22 protein-coding genes are annotated in these 19,303 nt (G+C 66.8%); 16 read left to right on the top strand and 6 right to left on the bottom strand.

Annotated features, from left to right (window positions below; all coding sequences use genetic code 11):
• The first annotated feature begins 11 nt into the window (after positions 1-11).
• Both DFR31_RS04470 and DFR31_RS04465 read left to right on the top strand, forming a co-directional pair.
• Entirely contained in the window at positions 12-857 is an 846-nt protein-coding gene (locus DFR31_RS04470; protein WP_121441430.1) for a glycine betaine ABC transporter substrate-binding protein, read from the top strand.
• A gap of 188 nt (positions 858-1,045) precedes the next feature.
• Positions 1,046-1,492, top strand: coding sequence for a hypothetical protein (locus DFR31_RS04465; protein ID WP_147436939.1), 447 nt, complete (start codon positions 1,046-1,048; stop codon positions 1,490-1,492).
• Positions 1,493-1,575: 83 nt separating this feature from the next.
• Here DFR31_RS04465 and DFR31_RS04460 read toward each other — a convergent pair whose 3' ends face one another.
• Positions 1,576-2,586: a DUF4382 domain-containing protein gene (locus DFR31_RS04460; protein ID WP_121441428.1), complete on the bottom strand. Its 1,011-nt coding sequence runs from the start codon at positions 2,584-2,586 to the stop codon at positions 1,576-1,578.
• A gap of 234 nt (positions 2,587-2,820) precedes the next feature.
• Here DFR31_RS04460 and hemH point away from each other — a divergent pair, with 234 nt between their 5' ends.
• The 14 genes from hemH to DFR31_RS14040 all read left to right on the top strand — a co-directional run bounded on the left by hemH (position 2,821) and on the right by DFR31_RS14040 (position 14,627).
• The gene (hemH, locus tag DFR31_RS04455; protein ID WP_121441427.1) at positions 2,821-3,942 is read left to right on the top strand and encodes a ferrochelatase; all 1,122 of its coding nucleotides are present in this window, start codon (positions 2,821-2,823) and stop codon (positions 3,940-3,942) included.
• 4 nt (positions 3,943-3,946) lie between these two features.
• A complete protein-coding gene (locus DFR31_RS04450) occupies positions 3,947-4,420 on the top strand; it encodes a Na+/H+ antiporter subunit E (RefSeq protein ID WP_121441426.1) in 474 nt (157 codons plus the stop codon).
• A gap of 15 nt (positions 4,421-4,435) precedes the next feature.
• Positions 4,436-4,702 (top strand): MrpF/PhaF family protein, encoded by a 267-nt coding sequence (locus DFR31_RS04445; RefSeq protein ID WP_121441425.1) that lies wholly within the window; start codon positions 4,436-4,438, stop codon positions 4,700-4,702.
• Positions 4,703-4,704: 2 nt separating this feature from the next.
• Positions 4,705-5,004: a cation:proton antiporter gene (locus tag DFR31_RS04440; protein ID WP_121442171.1), complete on the top strand. Its 300-nt coding sequence runs from the start codon at positions 4,705-4,707 to the stop codon at positions 5,002-5,004.
• Positions 5,001-5,951 carry a Na(+)/H(+) antiporter subunit B gene (locus tag DFR31_RS04435; protein WP_121441424.1) on the top strand — a complete coding sequence of 317 codons (951 nt, stop codon included), beginning with the start codon at positions 5,001-5,003 and terminating at the stop codon, positions 5,949-5,951. Before DFR31_RS04440 ends, DFR31_RS04435 begins: the two co-directional genes overlap by 4 nt.
• A complete protein-coding gene (locus tag DFR31_RS04430) occupies positions 5,951-6,262 on the top strand; it encodes a sodium:proton antiporter (RefSeq protein ID WP_121441423.1) in 312 nt (103 codons plus the stop codon). Before DFR31_RS04435 ends, DFR31_RS04430 begins: the two co-directional genes overlap by 1 nt.
• Positions 6,259-7,692, top strand: a complete 1,434-nt coding sequence (locus DFR31_RS04425; protein WP_121441422.1) for a complex I subunit 5 family protein — start codon at positions 6,259-6,261, stop codon at positions 7,690-7,692. Before DFR31_RS04430 ends, DFR31_RS04425 begins: the two co-directional genes overlap by 4 nt.
• A complete protein-coding gene (locus DFR31_RS04420; RefSeq protein WP_121441421.1) occupies positions 7,689-9,206 on the top strand; it encodes a proton-conducting transporter transmembrane domain-containing protein in 1,518 nt (505 codons plus the stop codon). The genes DFR31_RS04425 and DFR31_RS04420 overlap by 4 nt, the downstream gene beginning before the upstream one ends.
• Positions 9,207-9,280: 74 nt before the next feature.
• Positions 9,281-9,940 carry an NUDIX hydrolase gene (locus tag DFR31_RS04415; protein WP_121441420.1) on the top strand — a complete coding sequence of 220 codons (660 nt, stop codon included), beginning with the start codon at positions 9,281-9,283 and terminating at the stop codon, positions 9,938-9,940.
• Between the two features lie 32 nt (positions 9,941-9,972).
• A complete protein-coding gene (nadA, locus tag DFR31_RS04410) occupies positions 9,973-11,043 on the top strand; it encodes a quinolinate synthase NadA (RefSeq protein ID WP_121441419.1) in 1,071 nt (356 codons plus the stop codon).
• 14 nt (positions 11,044-11,057) lie between these two features.
• Positions 11,058-12,212, top strand: coding sequence for an MFS transporter (locus DFR31_RS04405; RefSeq protein WP_121441418.1), 1,155 nt, complete (start codon positions 11,058-11,060; stop codon positions 12,210-12,212).
• 132 nt (positions 12,213-12,344) lie between these two features.
• The gene (locus tag DFR31_RS04400; RefSeq protein ID WP_245971083.1) at positions 12,345-14,030 is read left to right on the top strand and encodes an ATP-binding protein; all 1,686 of its coding nucleotides are present in this window, start codon (positions 12,345-12,347) and stop codon (positions 14,028-14,030) included.
• Positions 13,993-14,187 carry a response regulator transcription factor gene (locus DFR31_RS13915; RefSeq protein WP_211328232.1) on the top strand — a complete coding sequence of 65 codons (195 nt, stop codon included), beginning with the start codon at positions 13,993-13,995 and terminating at the stop codon, positions 14,185-14,187. Before DFR31_RS04400 ends, DFR31_RS13915 begins: the two co-directional genes overlap by 38 nt.
• Positions 14,175-14,627: a response regulator transcription factor gene (locus DFR31_RS14040; protein ID WP_211328231.1), complete on the top strand. Its 453-nt coding sequence runs from the start codon at positions 14,175-14,177 to the stop codon at positions 14,625-14,627. The genes DFR31_RS13915 and DFR31_RS14040 overlap by 13 nt, the downstream gene beginning before the upstream one ends.
• A gap of 74 nt (positions 14,628-14,701) precedes the next feature.
• On the opposite strand, the gene DFR31_RS04390 is transcribed toward DFR31_RS14040, so the two are convergent.
• The 5 genes from DFR31_RS04390 to DFR31_RS04370 all read right to left on the bottom strand — a co-directional run bounded on the left by DFR31_RS04390 (position 14,702) and on the right by DFR31_RS04370 (position 19,211).
• Positions 14,702-15,262: a DinB family protein gene (locus DFR31_RS04390; protein WP_170153591.1), complete on the bottom strand. Its 561-nt coding sequence runs from the start codon at positions 15,260-15,262 to the stop codon at positions 14,702-14,704.
• A gap of 163 nt (positions 15,263-15,425) precedes the next feature.
• Positions 15,426-15,686, bottom strand: a complete 261-nt coding sequence (locus DFR31_RS04385) for a hypothetical protein (protein WP_121441415.1) — start codon at positions 15,684-15,686, stop codon at positions 15,426-15,428.
• 96 nt (positions 15,687-15,782) lie between these two features.
• Positions 15,783-16,208, bottom strand: coding sequence for a DoxX family protein (locus DFR31_RS04380; protein ID WP_121441414.1), 426 nt, complete (start codon positions 16,206-16,208; stop codon positions 15,783-15,785).
• 137 nt (positions 16,209-16,345) lie between these two features.
• Positions 16,346-18,796: a PqqD family peptide modification chaperone gene (locus DFR31_RS04375; RefSeq protein WP_121441413.1), complete on the bottom strand. Its 2,451-nt coding sequence runs from the start codon at positions 18,794-18,796 to the stop codon at positions 16,346-16,348.
• 103 nt (positions 18,797-18,899) lie between these two features.
• On the bottom strand, positions 18,900-19,211 hold the full coding sequence (locus DFR31_RS04370) for a carboxymuconolactone decarboxylase family protein (RefSeq protein ID WP_147436937.1): 312 nt from the start codon (positions 19,209-19,211) through the stop codon (positions 18,900-18,902).
• Positions 19,212-19,303: the final 92 nt, after the last annotated feature.

The raw sequence follows: 19,303 nt of genomic DNA, 5'->3' as shown, positions 1-19,303 counted from the left end.
AGTGGAGCGCTATGAGAAAATCGCTGAGCAGTCTGTTTGCCGTGGCAGCGGCCGGCACGTTGATGGTCACCTCCCTGTCCGCGGCGGCCGAGGGCCGCATCAACATGCCCTACGTGGAGTGGGACAGCGAAGTGGCCAGCACCAACGTGGTCCGTGTGGTACTCGAGGAGGCGGGCTACGACGTGCGCACCACCTCTGTCAGTGCGGCGGCCATGTGGCAGGCCGTGGCCAGCGGTGACCAGGACGCCATGGTGGCCGCCTGGCTGCCCACCACCCATGAAAGCTACCTGGAGCAGACCCGCGACCAGGTAGTAGACCTGGGGCCGAACCTGGTTGGTACGCGAATCGGGCTGGTTGTGCCGGCTTATGTGGAGATTGACTCCATTGAGGAGCTGAACGACCACGCCGATCGCTTCGATGGCCGCATTGTCGGCATCGATCCGGGTGCCGGCATCATGAGCACCACCGAGACCGCGATTGATGAGTATGGGCTGGATCTGCGCCTCGTGGACGGTTCCGGGGCCACCATGGCCGCGGCCCTGCGCGACGCCATCCGCGGCGAGGAGTGGGTGGTGGTCACCGGCTGGACTCCCCACTGGAAGGAGGGGCGCTGGGACCTGAAATACCTGGAGGACCCGAAGGGCGTCTACGGGGGTGAGGAAGAGATCCACACCATTGTCCGGCAGGGCCTGGAAGAGGATCACCCCACCGCCTTCGCTATCCTCGACAAGTTCCACTGGGAGCCTGAGCACATGGCCGAGGTGATGGTCATGAACGAGGAGGGCGGCGACCCCTACGAGAACGCCAAGAAGTGGGTCGAGGAAAACCGCGACATCGTGGAGCAGTGGCTGCCGTGATCGCGGCTTGAGCCGGTCGCCGGCGGGGCATGCGCCCGCGTGACCGGCCCTGTAACAACGGGGCCACCGGATGGGATGGCGCATGGCTGTCCCGCCCGGTGGCCCTTTTGCGTCTCGGGTCGCCGTTCGGAACCGGGTGCGGCCATGGGTTATCATCGGCATCTCTCAGGACAACGGCAGGTGGAATCGTGCGTGAATACTGGATGAGCCCGGTGACCCGCTGGGTGGGTATCGTGGTGTTGGTGGTGATCCCGGCCTTGCTTGCTGCCGGCATCAGCCAGGGGCGATTGACCCCGGACGAGCCGGGCGCCTTTTACATGAACCTGTTTCTGGGCGTGCTGGTGGTCTACCTGGTGGGGATGCTGGTCTGGAATGGCAGCCAGCAGCCGCTGGCCCGCGAGGACGGTGAGCACTTCGAGGTGCTGAGGGCCTTCACCCCCGGTGGCGGTTGGCGGGTCTACGATCTGGACAAGCTGTTCATCGTCCGCCGCTCGCTCTCCGGCACCATGTTCGGCTTCACCGACGGAACCCTGGCCCACCTGCGCACCAGCCTGCTGCGCCGGCCGGATGCCAAACACCTGGTACAGACGATGCGCGAACGCGCTGATCGGCAAAAGCCGGAGGGGCTGGGGTGAGTAAGCAGCAAGCCCCGCACCGGCTGGGCCGGTAACGGGGCTTGGCGGCGATGGCCTGTGTTGTCCGTTACTAACGCTGCGGCTCAGACCTCCTCTGTCGGCTCTCCTTCATCCTCGCTGGTTTCTTCGCCGACGTCGTCATCGTCATCCGGCTCCGTCTCAAAGACGAGTTCGTCGGTCGTATCCCCGCCGGATACATCTACCGACCCCTGGGCGCCAATGATTAGCTCATTTCCGCCTTCTTCCGGGTCATCTTCGCTGGCGTTACAGACAAGGGCCACGGTGTAGGTATCCGGTTCCAGGAAGCCTACGCGGAACTGCCATCGTCCCTCAACGGCCTCGTCGTCACGATTGGCCGTGGTCAACGGGGCATTGTCGCTGCCGATGTCACCGAGGTTCTCCGTTTCGCCCTCATAGACGTAGGTGGCAGGCGTGGCATTATCCGCTGTCTCGTCTTCGCAGAGCGCTGGATCGGCAAGTACCGTCAAGTGGCCGACGTTGTCCAAGGAGACCAGCCGATGCACCGGACGCAGGATGTACCGATCATCGCCGGTGAGCGTCAGTGATTTCCTCAGGTCGATATCAATCACCAACCGGAGGTTTTGGCCGTCAGATATCGTCTCGCCGCCGGGCATGTTCAATTGTAGCCCCCGCTGTTCCCCGGAGGGGATGAAGAGGTTCTCACGCTCGCCGTCGATTTCTATGAAAGACCACTCGGAGCCCGCCAATGGAATGTCGGACTCCTCATCAGCGTCTAGGTGGAGCCGGATCCAGTTGTAGGTACCTGCGGGTATGGTTTCATCCGTGACGAGCGGTTCGCTCTCTGGACCCTGGAGTTCGAGCAGGTTGATGGCGTCAGGGTTTTCGACGGGGACGGTGAATGGCTCGCCATCCCGTGGGTTGAAGGTGACCTCGGAAAACTTGACGAATACCCCGTCAACCTTGTCGACGGGGGCGTCAGTTACGGCGAGCGAGAATGTGGCCTCACCCTCCGAGTCGCTGCTGCTCCCGCCGCTGTTGCATCCGGCGATCAGCGCGCCGCTGGCGACTATGGCAGCCAGGCCGGGCCAATATTTGATTGTCAGTCTGTTCATTGTTTTCAAGTGCCTCTTCCCTAGGTAGCACTACTACCCTAGCCCGATCTGCATATCGGTTCAGCCCGTTGTGTCAAGGGTTTCTCGCTGATGCATAGTTGCCTGTTACCCTTGCGCTTGCAGTAGCCACCGGTGTCACTGTCTATTGGGGCAATCGTAAATGGCAACAGTGGTTCTGATAGCCTGCTGCTATCATGGTCTCTCCCGACAACCACAGCATGGGAGCCTCTCTGCATGTCGCAGTTGACCGTCAAGTCCCTGTACGAGGGCCGGAAAGGGTTCCGGCACGACGATAAGCCGCGCCTCGGGGTGCTGGTAACCAACCTGGGGACGCCGGATGCCCCGACTACCCCCGCGCTCCGCCGGTATCTGGCCGAGTTCCTCTGGGACCCCCGGGTGGTGGAGGCGCCACGATGGCTGTGGTGGTTGATCCTCAACGGCATTGTCCTGCGTACCCGTCCGGCGAAATCGGCCGAGGCCTACCGGGAAGTCTGGACCGACGAGGGGTCACCGCTGCTGCTGATCGGTAACAAGCAGACCGACGGTATCCTCAAGCGGTTGCGCGAGCACTGTGACGGGCCCGTGGTGGCCGAGCTGGCCATGCGTTATGGCAATCCCTCCATCGCCTCGGGGCTGCAGAAGCTGCGCGACCAGGGGGCGGAGCGTATCGTGGTGCTGCCCCTCTACCCGCAGTACTCCGGCTCCACCACAGGTTCCACTTTCGATGCGGTGGCGGACGAGCTAAAGCGCTGGCGCTGGGTGCCCGAGCTCCGCTTCATCGGCCAGTACCACGACGATGAGCGCTACATCGACGCGTTGGCGGCCAGTATCCAGGAGCATTGGGCGGAGCACGGCCGCGGCGAGAAGATGCTCTTCTCCTTCCACGGCACCCCGCGCCGCTACCTGCTGGACGGCGACCCCTACCACTGCCAGTGTCAAAAGACCGCCCGGCTGGTGGCGGAAAAGCTGGAGCTGCCGGACGACGCCTGGCAGGTGACCTTCCAGTCGCTGTTCGGCAAGGAGGTGTGGCTGCAGCCCTACACCGACGAGACGGTGGAGAAGCTCGCCAAGTCCGGCCTGAAGCGGTTGGATGTGATCTGTCCCGGGTTCTCGGCCGACTGCCTGGAGACCTTGGAGGAGATCGAAGGCGAGAATGCCGAGATCTTCGAGGAACACGGGGGCGAGAAGCTAAGCTACATCAAGGCGCTGAACGACCGCGAGGACCATCTCGACATGTTGGCAGGTGTGGTCATGGAGCACATCCAGGGCTGGCCGGAGGCGGGTGGCCCGCCGCGCACCCTGCGCGACCCGGAGGCGACCATGGCGCGGGCCCGGAAACTGGGTTCGGAGGTCTGAGCGTATGGCTCGGCTCCGGCCCTACCGCTTGTTCTGGGCGGGCCTGGCGGCCGTGTTACTCTGGGCCGTGTTCACCGCCGGCACCGGCTGGGATCCGCTGGGCCTGCTGGTGGTGGCGGCCGCCGCACTGGCCGGCGCGTGGTGGGCCCCGACCGACCTCCTCAGGGTCAGCTGGCGCGCGCTGCCGGGCTTCGTGCTCTTCTTCGTGGACCGCTCCCTGCGGGGCGGCGTGGATGTGGCCTGGCGCGCCTTGCGCCCGACCCTGCCGTTGGAGCCGCAGTGGGTCGTGCGGCCGTTGCGACTGCCGCCCGGCGGACCGCGCAGCCTACTGGTCAGCGTGATCAGCCTGATGCCCGGTACGCTATGCGCCGAGTTGGTGGACGACGAGCTGGTGGTGCACGCCCTGACGCCGGGCCTGGACGGCAAACTCGACGATCTGGAGCAACACATCGCGCGGCTATACGCATTGCGGCTTTAGTCGAGGGAGTGGTTGATGGACACGGCCCTGCTGCTGGTGGCGGTTTTTCTCATGCTTAACCTGCTGACAGGGCTGGTCCGGGTATGGCGTGGTCCCACGCCCGCCGACCGGATGCTGGCGGCCCAGCTGTTCGGTACCACCACCGTGGCCGTCCTGTTGATCCTGGCCGAGGCCATGAACCTCCCCGCGCTGCGGGACGTCGCGCTATTGTTCGTGCTGTTGGCCACCCTGGTCAGCGTGGCCTTCGTGCGCCTGCCCCGGCGGGCGGAGGAGCGGGAGTGAACGTGGCAGCAGTGGTGGCCTGGTCACTCATCGCGGTCGGTTCGGGGTTCTTCCTGGCCGGCACCGTCGGCCTGCTGCGTTTTCCCGGCGTTTTCTCCCGGCTGCACGCCCTGACCAAGGCCGATAACGTCGGGCTTGGCCTGCTGGTTCTCGGGCTGGCGATCCTCGCCGGCAGTCCCTGGACGGCCCTCAAGCTGGCCGTGATCTGGGCCCTGGCGCTGTTGGCCGGCACCGTCTCCTGCCATCTCATTGCCCGCTACGCCCTCCGCGAGCAGGGGGGCAGGGAGCGGGCCGAGCCATGATGGACTGGTGGCTGGACAGCCTGCTGGTGCTGGGTCTGCTCTGGCTGGCCTGGCAGGCGGTGAGTGCCCCCCGCGTGTTCCGGTCGGTGGTGATGTTCATCGTCTTCGGTTTGTTCATGAGCCTCTGCTGGGCGCGCCTGGCCGCGCCCGACCTGGCGTTGGCCGAGGCGGCCATCGGTGCCGGCCTGACCGGGGCATTGCTGCTCTCGGCCTACCGGGCGCTGCTGGCGCGCCACGAGCAGCGCCTGCCGGAGCCCCGGGTGTCGCGGCCGCTGGCAGGCCTTATCGCGGTGCTCTGCGCCCTGGCCTTCGGCGTGCTGGCCTGGGTGCTGTTGACCGTGCCAGGGGTGGAGACGCCCGCTGGGCGGGAGGCCCTGGCGCGCATGGACGACCTCGCGGTGGACAACCCCGTTACCGGCGTGTTGCTGGTCTTTCGTGCCTACGACACCCTCATGGAGCTGGGGGTGCTGCTGCTGGCGCTGCTCGGGGCCCGGGTGGTGGCTGAGCCGCTGCGCGCCTCCGGGCCGGGCCCCTGGCAGCGCCCGGGGTTGCGTGAGCCGGTGCTGGTGGCGCCGTTGCTGGCGCTGCTGGTGCCGCTGATCGTGCTGGTGGCAGGCTATTTGCTGTGGGCGGGCACCTCGGCGCCCGGGGGCGCCTTTCAGGCCGGTGCGGTGCTAGCCGCGCTGGGGGTGCTGCTGCGCCTCACCGGGCGTGTCCGGCCCACCATGAACAGCAGCTTCCATGAGCGAGCCTTGCTGGTGCTGGGGCTGGCGGTGTTTACGGTGGCCGGGGCCCTGGGCTTCGGTTTCGAGGGTTACATGCTCAGCTATCCGGCCGGCTGGTCCTATCCAATCATCCTGGTGGTGGAGAGCGCGCTGATGCTCTCGATTGCGCTCACCCTGGCGCTGTTGTTCAGCGGCTCTGGCGGCCTCCGGGGAGGGGAGTGATGGACCAGGTACCGCTCTACGTTCTGACCGCGGCGGCCCTGTTCGGGATCGGCGTTTACGGATTGCTCGTGCAGACCCACCTGCTGCGCCGCATTCTCGCCGTGAATGTGATCGGCAATGCGGTCTTCCTGCTGTTGATTGCCTGGGCGGTGCGGGACGGTCAGCCGCCGGACCCGGTGCCCCACGCCATGGTGCTCACCGGCATCGTCATCGCGGTCAGCGCCACCGCCTTTGCCCTGGCGCTGTTGCGGCGCTACCACCGGGACACCGGGTGCGTCAGCCTTGAGGGCAGGGAGGACGAGGGCGGATGACGGGGGCGGTCTGGGCGATCTTCTGGCCGCTGCTGGTAGCGCTGGCCGACTACCTGTTCCATGGCCGGGGGCGGGGGGCGTGGCTCGCGATCGGTGCTGCGGGGACCGTCGTCTCGCTGGTGGTGCTGACCGGCGCGGTGGTGGCCGACGGTGTCCTGGTGCACCCGCTGGGTGGCTGGGCGGCGCCGCTGGGTATCGAGTTGTACGCCGACGGGCTGGCGCTGCTGATGCTCTGGCTTACCGCGGTGGTGATGCTGGCCGTGGTGCCCTATTCCCTGGCCTGGTTCGGTGATCAGGCCCGGGCCCGTTATTACTGGCCCATGTGGTGGTTGCTCTGGTCCTCACTGAACGGCCTGTTCCTGTCCGCGGACCTGTTCAACCTGTACGTGATGCTGGAGCTGGTTACCCTGGCGGCCGTGCCCATGGTGGCGCTGGCCGGCAAGGCGGAGGCCCTGCGCGCCTCGCTGCTGTACCTGCTCTTCGCGCTGCTGGGGTCGCTGGCCTGGCTGCTCGGGGTGGCGCTGCTCTACGCCGGCGCCGGCACCCTCCATCTGCATGGCCTGCCGGCACTGGCCGGTGAGCCCTATGCCGCCCTGGCGGCGGGGCTCATGACTGCCGGGCTGTTTGCCAAGGCCGCGCTGTTCCCTCTGCACGCCTGGCTGCCGCCGGCCCACGGCAACGCGCCGGCACCCGTCTCTGCCATCCTCTCCGCGCTGGTGGTGAAGGCAGCAGTCTACCTGGTGCTGCGGGTATGGCTCTGGGCCTTTCCGGAACTGCTGGACCCCCTGGTCGGGCAGGTGCTGGGGCTGATCGGCGGTGCGGCCATGGTGCTCGGGTCGATCTGGGCCTTCCGGCAGACGCGGCTGAAACAGGTGATCGCCTACTCCACCGTCGCCCAACTGGGCTATCTGCTGCTGATCTTCCCGCTGGCGGCCAGTTTCGCCGCCTGGCAGGGTGTGGTTTACCACGGCCTGGCCCACGGGGTGGCCAAGGCGGCGCTCTTCCTCGCGGCGGGGAACATCATGATCGTGGTGGGGCACGACCGGCTGGCCGAGATGCGGGAGCTGGGCAGCGTGCTGGCTCCGAGCCTGTTCGCCTTCGGGCTGGCCGCCGTGAGCCTGATGGGGCTGCCACCGGCCGGCGGATTTGTGGCCAAGTGGTTGCTGGTGCAGGGGGCACTGGAGGGTGGCCAGTGGTTCTGGGCCCTGCTGGTGATGGCGAGCGGGCTGCTGGCGGCGGCCTACCTGTTCCGGGTCATGCGCATCTTCGTGCGCCATGCAGCGGCACCGGGCGAGGGGGCCAGAGGGGCCCACCGCCTCGGACCGGCGCTGAACCTGCCGCCGCTGCTGCTGGCATTGGCCGCGGTGGGGCTGGGGCTCGGGGCGGAACCGCTGCTGGATCTGCTCTCCATCGCGGAGGGGGGGCCATGAGCGCGCTGTACACCGCCATGCCCGTCTGGGTGATGATGACCTCCCTGGTCACCGCGGTGGTGATCTTCCTGCTGGGCGAGCGCCGGAACCGCGCGCGAACGGCGATGAATCTCGCCGGTGCGCTGGCCAAGCTGGCGCTGGTCGGCGTAATGCTGATGGGCGTCTGGTCCGGCCACGACTTCCACTTCCACTGGACGGTGATCCCGGACGGGCCGGCCATCGTGCTGCACGCCGACGCCCTGGCGATGCTGTTCATATCGCTGTCGGCGGTGCTTTGGTTGCTGACCACCATCTACGCAATCGGCTACCTGGAGGGTCAGCCGCACCGCGCGCGTTTCTTCGGCTTCTTCAGCCTCTGCGTGGCGGCGACCATGGGCATCGCCACCGCCGGCAACCTGTTCACCTTCTTCCTCTTCTACGAGTTGCTCACCCTATCCACCTGGCCGCTGGTCGTTCACAAGGGCAGCCACGCGGCGATGCGCGGTGGCGCGGTCTACTTGCGCTACACCCTCGGTGCGGGGTTGGTCCTGTTGCCCGGCATGGTCGGGTTCTACCTGCTCACCGGGCTCCAGGAGTTCCAGCCCGGCGGCGTGGTGGGTGAGGTGTTACCCGGCCAGGCGCTGCCGCTGACCGTCTTTTTCTGGATGATGGCGCTGGGGATTGGCGTAAAGGCGGCGCTGGTGCCGCTGCACGGCTGGCTGCCCACGGCGATGGTGGCGCCGGCCCCAGTCTCCGCGCTGCTGCACGCGGTGGCGGTGGTAAAAGCGGGGGCGTTTGGCATCGTGCGTCTGGTGCAGGACCTCTATGGCGTGGACGTGGTGCTCGACCTGGGGGTGGGCGTGCCGCTGGCACTGCTCGCCTCGGTCACCATCCTTTACGGGTCGTGGCGGGCCCTGGCCCAGGACGACATCAAGCGCCGGCTCGCCTTCTCCACCGTCAGCCAGGTGTCCTATATCACCCTCGGGGTGGCGGTGGCCGGGCCGGTGGCGACCGTGGGCGGGCTGGTGCACCTGGTACACCAGGGCCTGATGAAGATCACCCTGTTCTTCTGCGCGGGCAGCGTGGCCGAGACCCTCGGCGTGCACAAGATCCAGGACCTGGACGGCACCGGGCGACGCATGCCCCTGACCATGACCGCCTTCACCCTGGGGGCCTTCGGCATGATCGGCGCGCCCCCGCTGGCCGGCTTTATCAGCAAGTGGCACCTGGGCATCGGCATGGTGGAGGCGGGCATGCCTGCCTTCATTGCCGTGCTGGTGGCCAGCACGCTGCTGAATGCCGCCTACTTTCTGCCGGTGCTCCACCGGATCTGGTTCCGGGAGCCTCCGGCGCAATGGCCGCAAGAGCGCGACCTGGGCCGGGGCGAGACCCACAGCTGGCTGCTATGGCCGACCCTGGTTACAGCCGCCATGGCCGTGGGGGCCGGCGTGCTGGCCGGGATGCCCTTCAGCCCGCTGGACTGGGTGGCCCTGATCGTCGAGCGGGAGTATGGGCTGGTTCCGGTGGTGGACTGAGCAACCGGCACGCACGGATTGACATAGTGTTAAAGGAACACTAAGTTTCTTTCCTTGTCACACTAGCCAAGAACATGCAGATTGCCCCGAGAACCAACGCCGCCGTCAGCGCCGATGTGGTGATCTTCACCATCTACGAGGGTCGCCTCAGCGTGCTGCTTGTCAGGCGGGTCACCGCCCCCTACGCGGGGTTGTGGTGCCTGCCGGGCGGGTTGCTCGACGAGGGCGAGGCGCTGGACGACTGCGCCCAGCGCGTGTTGCTGGAGAAGACCGGCATCCAGGGCGTGTACCTGGAACAGCTCTACACCTTCGGCCAGCCGGGGCGTGACCCCCGCGGCCGGGTGCTCTCCGTGGCCTATTATGCGCTGGTCCCCTACGACCGGCTGCACGTTCGCGGCGGGGTGGAGCGGTTGGACTGGTTCCCGGAGGACGAGTTGCCGCCGCTGGCCTTCGATCACCGGCAGATCGTGGGTGCGGCCCGACGGCGACTGGTGGGGAAGCTGGAGTACTCCACTATCGCCCTGCAGTTCATGCCGGAGGAATTTACCCTGTCGTCGTTACAGGGTGTTTACGAGACCATCCTGGGCGAACGCCTGGACAAGCGGAATTTCCGTAAACGCCTACAGGCCCTGAACTGCCTGGAGGACACCGGAAAGCGTTACAGCGGCGGCAAGCACCGCCCTGCGCGCCTCTACCGGGCGAAAAGCCCGGGCGAGGTGCGGATCATCAAGTAGGCAAGGCGGCCCCGGGGCCGGAGGTGGATTTTATGAGCAATGCGCAGGCCATCCGTATGGAACGCCCTCAGCACTTCCGCGAGCAGCCGCAACGGGCCGCGGACGGGGTCGGCGGTGACGAGCGCGAACGGTTGATGGCGCGCATCGCCGAACTGCTGCGCGAGCGCGACGCCGTGCTGGTCGCGCACTACTACACCGACCCGGATCTGCAAATACTGGCCGACCGGACGGGTGGCTACGTCTCCGACTCCCTGGACATGGCCCGCTTCGGTGCCGAGCACGAGGCCTCCACGCTGGTAGTGGCCGGGGTGCGATTCATGGGCGAGACGGCGAAGATCCTCACCCCGGAAAAGCGCGTGCTCATGCCCGACCTGGAGGCCACCTGCTCGCTGGACGAGGGCTGTCCCCCGGACGAGTTCGCCGCCTGGTGCGACCAGTACCCGGATCGCACCGTGGTGGTGTATGCCAACACCTCCGCCGCCGTGAAGGCGCGCGCTGACTGGGTGGTCACCTCCAGCATCGCGCTGGACATCATCAACCACCTGAAGGCAAAGGGCGAGAAGCTGCTCTGGGGCCCGGACAAGCACCTGGGGGATTACCTGCAGCGGGAGACCGGTGCGGACATGATCCTCTGGGACGGCAGCTGCATCGTGCACGAGGAGTTCAAGGGCCTGGAGCTGGAGCAGCTTCGCGCCGAGCACCCCGAGGCGCTGGTGCTGGTGCACCCGGAGTCCCCCCGTGCCGTGGTGGAACAGGCGGACGTGGTGGGCTCCACCTCCAAGCTGTTGGAGGCGGTCACCACGCGGGATGAAAAGCAGTTCATCGTGGCCACCGACGCCGGCATCTTCCACAAGATGCTCGAAGCCGCCCCGGAAAAGGAACTGCTCAAGGCCCCCACCGCCGGGCGCGGTGCCACCTGCTCCAGCTGCGCCCACTGCCCGTGGATGGCCATGAACGGCCTGCGCAGCCTGCTCCGGGTGCTGGAAGAGGGTGACAATGAGATCCACGTGGATGAGGCGGTCGCCGAGCGGGCGCGGGTCTCGCTGGGGCGGATGATGGACTTTGCCGCGGCCCGCCGGCGGGTCGTGGCCGGTGATGCGTAAGGAGCCGATGACCCTTGCGCATCACCCAGCTGCTGATCGCCGTCTACTGCACCCTGCTGGCCTTCTCCGCGATCTACGCACCGCAGCCGCTGCTGCCGGTGCTGCAGGAGGCCTTCTCGGTCAGTGAGCCGCGTGCCTCGCTGCTCATCACCGTGACCCTGCTGCCACTGGCCATCGCGCCGGTGGCCTACGGGTTCGTGCTTCAGCGCTTTTCCGCCAAGCGACTGCTCATCGGTGCCACGGCGCTGCTGGCGGTCACCGAATACGCCATCTTCTTCGTCCAGCACTTCGAACTCTTCCTGTTCCTGCGCCTGTTGCAGGGGCTGATGATCCCGGCGATCCTCACCTCGCTGATGACCTACCTGTCGGCCAGCGCGGAGCAAAGCCGGATCTCGCGGGTGATGGCCTTCTACGTGGCCGCGACGGTGATGGGCGGGTTTCTCGGTCGGGCGGTCTCCGGGGTTATCTCCACGGAGTTCGGTTGGCGCTGGTCGTTCCTTTTCCTCGGGGTCGCGCTGACTGTCTGTGCGCTGCTGCTGCGCCGGCTGGATGCCGACCCGCCGGTCAGCTTCCAGAAGCTGCGCCTGGGCACCGTGGCGGAGGTGCTGCGCCAGCCCAGCTTCCTGCGTCTGTACGGGGTCATCTTCTGCGCTTTTTACGTCTTTGCCTCGCTGCTCAACTTCCTGCCCTTCCGGCTGGTGGAACTGGGCAGCGGCATGAACGAGACCGGCATTGCGCTGATGTACTCCGGTTACCTGATGGGTGTGGTCACCTCGCTGTTGTCGCTGAAGATCGCGGACCGGATCGGCGGCCAGGTGAACACCATGCTGCTGGGGACGCTGATCTTCGCCGGCTCCCTGGCGTTTTTCTTTGCCCATCCGGTGTGGCTGATCTTCCTCGGGATGTTTGTCTTCTGCGGGGGCATGTTCCTGATCCACTCCCTGGCGCCGGGCTATCTCAACAAGCGCGCCGGGGAGCATCGCGGCGTGGTCAACGGCCTCTATATCGCCTTCTACTACGCCGGCGGTACGGTGGGCTCGTTCCTGCCCGGGTTCATCTACCACGGCTTCGGTTGGGGGCCCTACCTGATCTCGCTGGCGGCGGTGCTCGGCCTGGCTGCCTTCTGGTTGCTCGGTCTGAGCCGCCGGACGCGGGAACAACCGGCCTGATGCCGACGCCTCCAACGGTCTGAGTGGCATCCCGCCGGAACTACGGGGTTTCACGCATTACCCCGGATGGCCGCTGCCGTACATACTGTCAGTACCACGCATCAGTACTGATACGGACAGGGCCTTTCACCGGTGAGTCACTCAGCAGGGCACGCCATACCCGATCCGCAGAGCAGGGCGGTCGCCACCGCGCCATCCATGGCACGGGTGCTGCTGCTCAGTACGGCCCTGGTAGTGCTCTATGTCGGGGTGGGGGCCTGGGGCTTCGTCTTCACGCCCGATGCGCTGGGTATCCCGCTGGTCTGGCCGGCGACCGGCGTTGGCCTGGTCTTCGTGTTTCTGTACGGGTACCGCTTGCTGCCGGCCGTCGCCGTGGGGGCGGGGCTGATCGCCATCCTGTTCACCGGCGACATGGCGCCACCGCTGGAGCGGGTGGTCAGCGTGGCGGCCACGGTGGCGGCCACCGCACTGGGGGCCGGCCTGCTGCGGCGTTGGCGGTTCGACCCTCGGCTCGCCCACCTGCGCGACCTGGGGGTGTTCCTGGTGGCCGGTGGCGGCGTCAGTTCCGGGCTGAATGCCGTGGTCGGGGCCTACGGCATTGCGGCCGGCTCCGAACAGGCCGCCTTTGCCACCACCTGGTGGGTCTGCTGGGCGGCGGACTTGATGGGGCTCGCCCTGATCGCGCCGCTTTTGTTCGCCCTGATGGGTGGGCGGTTCCTGCTGCCGCCGGGCCACGATTATCGGGTCGGCGGCACGCTGATTATCGGCATAATCGCCACCTCGGTCGTGGTCTACCTGGTGCCGCTTTCACTGGCGGTTGCGCTCCCGCTGTCCTACCTCGCCTTTCCGCTGATCATGTTCGCGGCGTTGCAGTGCCCGGTGCAGATCACCACCGGCCTGATCGGTCTGTCCGGCGCACTGGCGCTCACGGCGACGGGGCTTGGGTACGGACCCTTCGCCGCGCTGGGGTTGGAGCACAGCCTGCTTGCCCTGAATGCGCAGCTGGGCCTGCTGGTGATCACCGGGTTATCGCTGACAGCGATCCGGTCGGAGCGGGAGGCGGCGGAGTCGCGCGCCCGGGATCACCTGGAAAGCCTCGCCCGTGCCGGGCGGATCAACCTGATGGGGCAGTTGTCCGCCACCCTGGCCCACGAACTGAACCAGCCGCTGTGTGCCCTGACCACCTACGCACAGGCCGGGCGCCGGTTGTTGCAGCGCGGTGAGCCGGAGGCGGCCGCCGATGCCCTGGAGCGGCTGGAAGACAACGCCCGGCGGGCCTCGGAGACGGTGCGCCAGATCCGCACCTTTGCCAGTCGGGAGGCGCCGGACAGGCAGTCGTGCAGCCCCGCGGAGTGGGTCCGGAACGCGGAAGCGCTGATGCGGCGTGAACTGGGGCAACGGGGGGTGGCACTGCAGGTGAACGTCGCGCCCGAGCTACCGCCGGTGGCGGTGGCCCCCATCCAGGTCGAGCAGGTTCTGGTGAACCTGCTCCGGAACGCGGGAGAGGTGCTGGCGGGGCGTCCGGATGCAAGGATTCGCTTGTCAGTGTACCGGCGGCGCCAGGAGCTGGTGCTACAGGTCAGTGATAACGGACCGGGTATCCCGCCCGAGCACCTGTCCCGCCTGTTTGAACCCTTCACCAGTTTCAAGCGGGGCGGGATGGGCATCGGGCTGGCGCTCTGCCGCTCGATCGTCGAATCACACGGCGGCGCATTCACGGCGCGCAACGGGAATGCCGGTGGGGCCGAGTTCCGTTTCACACTGCCATTGGAGGCAAGCCATGGTCACGCGCAGACCGACCGTTCATCTGGTGGATGATGATGACGACATCCGGGAGGCGGTGAGCCTGCTGCTGATCACCGAGGGCATAACCGTCCGCGCCTACGAGGATGCCGCCGGGCTGCTGCAGGGCGTCACGCCTGATGACAGCGGGTGTCTGGTGCTGGTGTGCGGTTGCCGGACATGGATGGGCTGACGCTGCAGACGACCCTTCACGAGCGGGGGGTGAGGATGCCGGTGGTCTTTATTACCGGGCACGGCGATATCCCGATGGCGGTCAAAGCGGTGAACGAGGGGGCCCTGGACTTCCTGGAAAAGCCATTTGATGACGAGGCCCTGCTCAGTGCCGTGGGCCAGGGGCTTGAGCTGGACGCGGCACAACGGGAGGACCAGGGCCGGCGGGAAGAGATCGAGGCCCGGCTGACCCAGTTGACCCCAAGGGAGCGACAGGTTCTGGACGGGTTGCTGGACGGAAAGCCCAACAAGCTGATCGCCCGGGATCTGGATGTCAGTGTCCGGACGGTGGAGATCCACCGGGGCAACCTGATGCAGAAGATGCAGGCGCGAAGTGCGTCTCACCTGGCGAGGCTGGCGCTGGCCTGCAGGGCCTACCGTGACCGGCCCCCGCTGGAGTGAGTGGCGGGGCCGTGACGAGCGGGCCGCTCTCCCGCGCCGTGACCGGCGCCGAGCCACCGGCCCGGGCGGTCGGCTCAGCCCGCAGACGCCGGCACGGCGAACGATGGCTTGGCGCGCCAGTGGCGAAGCGTCGATGGCGCAACCCCGAACTCTTCACCGGGCCGCAGGCCGGCCTCCTCCGCGAGCATGGCGATCAATGCCATGTGGTGCACCGTGTGGCTGATGAGGAACATCAACTCCCGCTGGAGGCTGGAGGGTGTCCAGGTCCGGTGGGGGCCCGATGCCGTGTTGCAGACGCAGGCGACGCGAAGGGGTGTGTCCGGAGCCAGGGCTGCCAGCTCCTGGCCGAGCCGGTCATCCAGCCTGGCCAACGTTTCCAGAGCGCGGTCCGGGTCCCGTTCCAGCACCGGGTCCCGATCGCGGTCATCGTAATCGAGTTCACCCCGGGCACCGGCCAGCAGCGACTGCACATGCTCAAGGATGTGTCGGACCTGTCTGCCGATACCGTTACCGCCGTAAGGCCCGCTGCAGGCCCGGAAGCGTTCAGCGTCCAGCTCGCCAACGAGGCCGGCCAGTTGCCGGAGGAAATGCCGGTTATCATCCACCAGGCTGGCGGTGACGGGATGACCGTTCATGCATTCGTGCTGATACCCCATGACTTGATCCCTAGGTTGGGCAGGTGCCCCGGCGGGGCCGCGGTGGCCCTCTCCGCGCCGGTGGCCTTCACCTGCACTGCGACAGAATGCACATCCCTGTGCAGGGGCGGATTCCGGTGCGCCGGTGTGGGGCAGGGCGGCATCAGTAGCCGCCTTCACCCTCCGCTTCACCTTCACCTTCACCTTCACCCTCGGCCTCTCCTTCGCCTTCACCTTCCGCCTCGGCCTCGCCGGCAGCCTCCGCGGCGGCCATCATCTGGTAGCCACTGTCGGCGACCGCATCAGACATGATGGCGTGGATGCCGGCGCTGCCGCCGACGATCGCCAGTACGGGTACGGTGTAGGCGACGCTGCGCGATAAAGTGCGCAGCAACTGCTGTCGGACTGTTTTGTCGTCACTCATGTTGCCTCCTGTCACTCGGTTGAGGACCCACCCGGACCTTGAAAACCGTTGAGATCCTTTGGGGCTCGGAAATGGCCGGGGCACGCCCCGGCATCGTCATTGCTTGTTGCCCCTCGCCAGGAGATAAAGCGCCACGAATAGCAGGCTCACCTGAAACATCATCCCGCCCATGGGATGGGTCGCCGTAGGCATGAAGTGCCACTGGCCCCAATGCACCATGAAAATCGCGCCCAGCAATACCGGCACTGTGGCCAGTGCACCGAGCCGGGTGACCCAGCCGTTGGTCAGGGCGCCGAGTACCACCAGGACGCCAGCGGCGATTTCTGCGAGGGCCACGAGTAGGGCAACACCCAGGGGGAGGCCCATCATTTCGGCCCAGGGACCGATGCCTGCACCCAGAAACTTGTCGACACCCATGTAGGTGAATACCGAGAATATTACTGCCCGGAGTAACCAGTGGGCGTGGCGTTCCACCCTCTGCAACTCTGCATTGGCTGTCGATAATGCGGCTGTCATGATCATCTTTTTTCACCCTCTTTTGCAGCTTGATAATGGGACCGGAAACAGGTCGTTAATGGCCGATCATTGATGTCTACAATAGAGGTGTGCGGCGATTCCGGGTATCCGTAGTATCACGGAACACCCGGCGTAATGGGCGACTATTGCACTGCTTTTTCCTTCCTCTTTTTCTGGGTGACGTCATGCAGAATGGGGTACACCCTCCGCGTGATGGTCTCGGGGGTTTCCCGAGGGTGCACCGCGTAGACCGGGTGTTGGGCCACCCAGTCGGCAAACCGTGACAGGGTCTGGCGGTCGAGGCCGGTACCACCGTGGCTGGCCGTTTCTGGCAGCAGATGGCCCAGGGCTTCACGCAGGCTCAGTCGCCGGGGGAGGTGGTCCAGTGTCCCGTCGTGCTCACCCGGCATCGCCACCAGAATGGCGGCTACCCGCAGGTGGTTGTCCGGTCCGGGCGTTCCGGTCGCCGGCACCAGATGGCCGCGTTGGCCGAACCACCAGAGCGGGTCCTCTGAAAGGGTCGAAGGGTGCCGGGCCCGACGGAGCGGGAGGCCGAGCGGACGGGCGTGGCCATCACCCGCCAGCGCGATGGTGGCACCGCTCCCCCATGCGGGACCGGTGTCGCCCGTCAGGGCGGCTGCCAGACCGTCGTCGTCGGTCGCGCCGGCGCGGCAGACCAGCACCGCGGCGTCGGGTGCCGCGGGATCGACAGTCACCAGGGTGCTGCTGACCGCCACGGTGCCGGAGCTTGGTGCACGGCGCAGCAGGGCGCGGACGAACCACGGTCCCAGCTCCGCCAGCCGCAGGTGTTCGGCTTCCACCTCGCCGCCCACCAATACCGTGTAGCCTCGGTGGGAGCGGCCGATTTCCACCTGCAGCGCCTCTTCGGCGGGTGCTGCCATCGCCAGCGGTGCCAGCAACGGGAAAAGGCGCTCCGCGGCCGGACCGCTCCAGGTGCGCAGGTGCAGCGGCTGTTGCGCCACCCGGAGCGAGAGGGTGTGGGGCGTGTCGGCCCGATCCCTGTTGGCTGTTTCGCCCGGGGGTGCCGTGGCTTTCACCGCCGGTTCGCCCGGCAACGGCTCCGGGCACTGGACCAGGAGCCCGGCCTCCGCCCAGTCGGCCAGGGCCTCCCAGACTTGCTGTTCCAGGGTGCCCCGGTCCGCGCCCTGAAGGGTCTGTTGCAATGCATCGACGATCTCGTCGGGGTGCTTGCCGTTGGTAGCGTGCAGCCAGATCAGGGCGGCGGTGGGATTGGGGGCGTACAGGGCCTGGTGCGCTTCTCCGTAAAGCAGCAGTTCTTCCTCGGTGATCACCTCGGCCACCTGCCAGCGATGCAGTGCGGGGCGTCTCACTGGGGCCTCGCTCATGCTGTCGGCCAGCGCCACGTCGGCGAAGCGGGGCAGGGGGAAGCAGGCGAGGTAGCGGGCCGCATCGGCTGTCGGGAGCAGACGCTCGAAGCCTCCCGAGTGGCGGGCCTCCCGTTCCGCTTCGGCGCGCCAGCGCGCGACGGGGTCGTCGTGCTGCTCTGTACTGTCGGGGGCCGGATCGTTGAGGCCGGCCATGGCCACCAGGTCGGCCACCAACCGACGCTTGATGCCGGCTTCGATGTGGCCCCCATCCTCGGGTGCGGCGCAAACGCCCAGCGAGGGACTGAGATTGCACTCCAGCAGCCAGGGCCGGATCCGGTCGTCGACCAGGCAGTCCATGCCGATGAGCTCGTAGCAACCGGCCGCATCGGCGCCCTGGTGCGCCAACTGTGCCCGCAGGTTCTCCCGCGCCGCGATGGTGGTCAGCGCAACGATATCGCGCAGTCGGTCGAACAGTGCCGCGTCGTCGTGGCCCTGCTCCCGCAACCAGCGGCGGTAGCGCTCCAGGTCCACGAAGACCACGGGGTCGTCGGCGGCCTCGTTGCGGGCGTTGACGTCGGGATTGGTGAGGTGGACGTAGGGGTTGTCGGCATCCTCCAGGCTATAGGGCATGGAGGCGAGCTTGGCGAACCCCTGTTCGTACAGGTAGACGCGTAACGGTTCCACCGAGGTGATCAGCACGTAGAGGCGCAGGACGTACTTGCGCCCCTGCATCAGGTGCGGCTGGCTCAGGTACTCCTGCACCATCCAGCGGTCGTCGGTAGGTACCTCTGCGACGTCCGATACCAGCGAGATGTCCTTGCCGCGCGCCGAGTTCTTCGGCTTGAGCAGCCAGCGCTTGTCGGGATGGGCGGCGGCGTGGGCCTGCAGGGCATGGTAGTCGCCCGGCATGCTGAAGACCCGGGGCACGAAATCCGCTCGCGTCAGGTCCGGGTGTCCGGCCGGGCGGCTGGCCGCCAAACGTCGCTGCAGGTTGTGGACTGTCTGGTAGAGCCGGCTTTTGACCGTGAGGCAATTGTTGCCGGGGATATGGTTGACGGTTCGGTCAGGTCCCGTCTGGCGGAAGACCTCCCGGGGCGGCATGCCGGTGTACCAGCAGGCGTGCCAGTCATCCGCGTCCCCGGGCTGCCACAGCGCCGGGTCGAGTGCCTCCTCGAAGAAGATGTCCTGCTCGCGTTTTCGCTTGCCGCCCAGCCAGTAGCGACGGCGGTGGTCTGTGGCATTCATCTGGTTTCCCCCGTGCAGTCCCTCTGGCGGGCAGCCCGGTGCGCCGCCCGCGTTAGAAGCCTAGGTGGCGGCCCGATTGGCGGGTATGGGGGAAACTACGTAATCAGGGGGTCCACTGACGTTCCCGGAAGAGTTCATCCACCTCCGGGTGGAGCAGGTGGTTGGAGAAATTGCTGAGCGTCTTCACCGCAATGGCGAGAATGATCGCCAGGACGTCAGCCTCCCGGTAACCGGCGTCAAGGAAGGCCTGCAGGTCGTCGTGCCCCGGATGGCCGCGCGTTTCAACCATGATATCCGTGAACTGACGCAGCGCCTCGAGGCGGGTATCCGGCAATGGATGGCCCTCCCTTAGCGCGTCCGTGACGGGTTCGGGTACGCCGGACATCTTGTCCGCTATGGTGCTGTGGGCCGCCATGCAGTACCCGCAGCCATAATATCAGAATCACGTTGCAAGCCTAGATGGCGGGAGCCGGCGGATCATTACGTGACTCTACCTATCGGAAATGC

This window comes from Alkalispirillum mobile, from assembly GCF_003664325.1.
Taxonomy (GTDB): Bacteria; Pseudomonadota; Gammaproteobacteria; order Nitrococcales; family Halorhodospiraceae; genus Alkalilimnicola; species Alkalilimnicola mobilis.
Note: the sequence above shows the minus strand (reverse complement) of the source record. Positions and strands in the feature narration are given on the sequence as shown.

Coding starts and splice junctions, on each gene's coding strand:
- DFR31_RS13915 (WP_211328232.1), top strand. CDS start 13,993: ATGGTCACGCGCAGACCGACCGTTCATCTGGTGGATGATGATGACGAC.
- DFR31_RS04470 (WP_121441430.1), top strand. CDS start 12: ATGAGAAAATCGCTGAGCAGTCTGTTTGCCGTGGCAGCGGCCGGCACG.
- DFR31_RS04430 (WP_121441423.1), top strand. CDS start 5,951: ATGGACCAGGTACCGCTCTACGTTCTGACCGCGGCGGCCCTGTTCGGG.
- DFR31_RS04435 (WP_121441424.1), top strand. CDS start 5,001: ATGATGGACTGGTGGCTGGACAGCCTGCTGGTGCTGGGTCTGCTCTGG.
- DFR31_RS04415 (WP_121441420.1), top strand. CDS start 9,281: ATGCAGATTGCCCCGAGAACCAACGCCGCCGTCAGCGCCGATGTGGTG.
- DFR31_RS04385 (WP_121441415.1), bottom strand. CDS start 15,686: ATGAGTGACGACAAAACAGTCCGACAGCAGTTGCTGCGCACTTTATCG.
- DFR31_RS14040 (WP_211328231.1), top strand. CDS start 14,175: ATGGATGGGCTGACGCTGCAGACGACCCTTCACGAGCGGGGGGTGAGG.
- DFR31_RS04390 (WP_170153591.1), bottom strand. CDS start 15,262: ATGAACGGTCATCCCGTCACCGCCAGCCTGGTGGATGATAACCGGCAT.
- DFR31_RS04420 (WP_121441421.1), top strand. CDS start 7,689: ATGAGCGCGCTGTACACCGCCATGCCCGTCTGGGTGATGATGACCTCC.
- nadA (WP_121441419.1), top strand. CDS start 9,973: ATGAGCAATGCGCAGGCCATCCGTATGGAACGCCCTCAGCACTTCCGC.
- DFR31_RS04450 (WP_121441426.1), top strand. CDS start 3,947: ATGGCTCGGCTCCGGCCCTACCGCTTGTTCTGGGCGGGCCTGGCGGCC.
- DFR31_RS04460 (WP_121441428.1), bottom strand. CDS start 2,586: ATGAACAGACTGACAATCAAATATTGGCCCGGCCTGGCTGCCATAGTC.
- DFR31_RS04380 (WP_121441414.1), bottom strand. CDS start 16,208: ATGATCATGACAGCCGCATTATCGACAGCCAATGCAGAGTTGCAGAGG.
- DFR31_RS04370 (WP_147436937.1), bottom strand. CDS start 19,211: ATGGCGGCCCACAGCACCATAGCGGACAAGATGTCCGGCGTACCCGAA.
- hemH (WP_121441427.1), top strand. CDS start 2,821: ATGTCGCAGTTGACCGTCAAGTCCCTGTACGAGGGCCGGAAAGGGTTC.
- DFR31_RS04445 (WP_121441425.1), top strand. CDS start 4,436: ATGGACACGGCCCTGCTGCTGGTGGCGGTTTTTCTCATGCTTAACCTG.
- DFR31_RS04425 (WP_121441422.1), top strand. CDS start 6,259: ATGACGGGGGCGGTCTGGGCGATCTTCTGGCCGCTGCTGGTAGCGCTG.
- DFR31_RS04375 (WP_121441413.1), bottom strand. CDS start 18,796: ATGAATGCCACAGACCACCGCCGTCGCTACTGGCTGGGCGGCAAGCGA.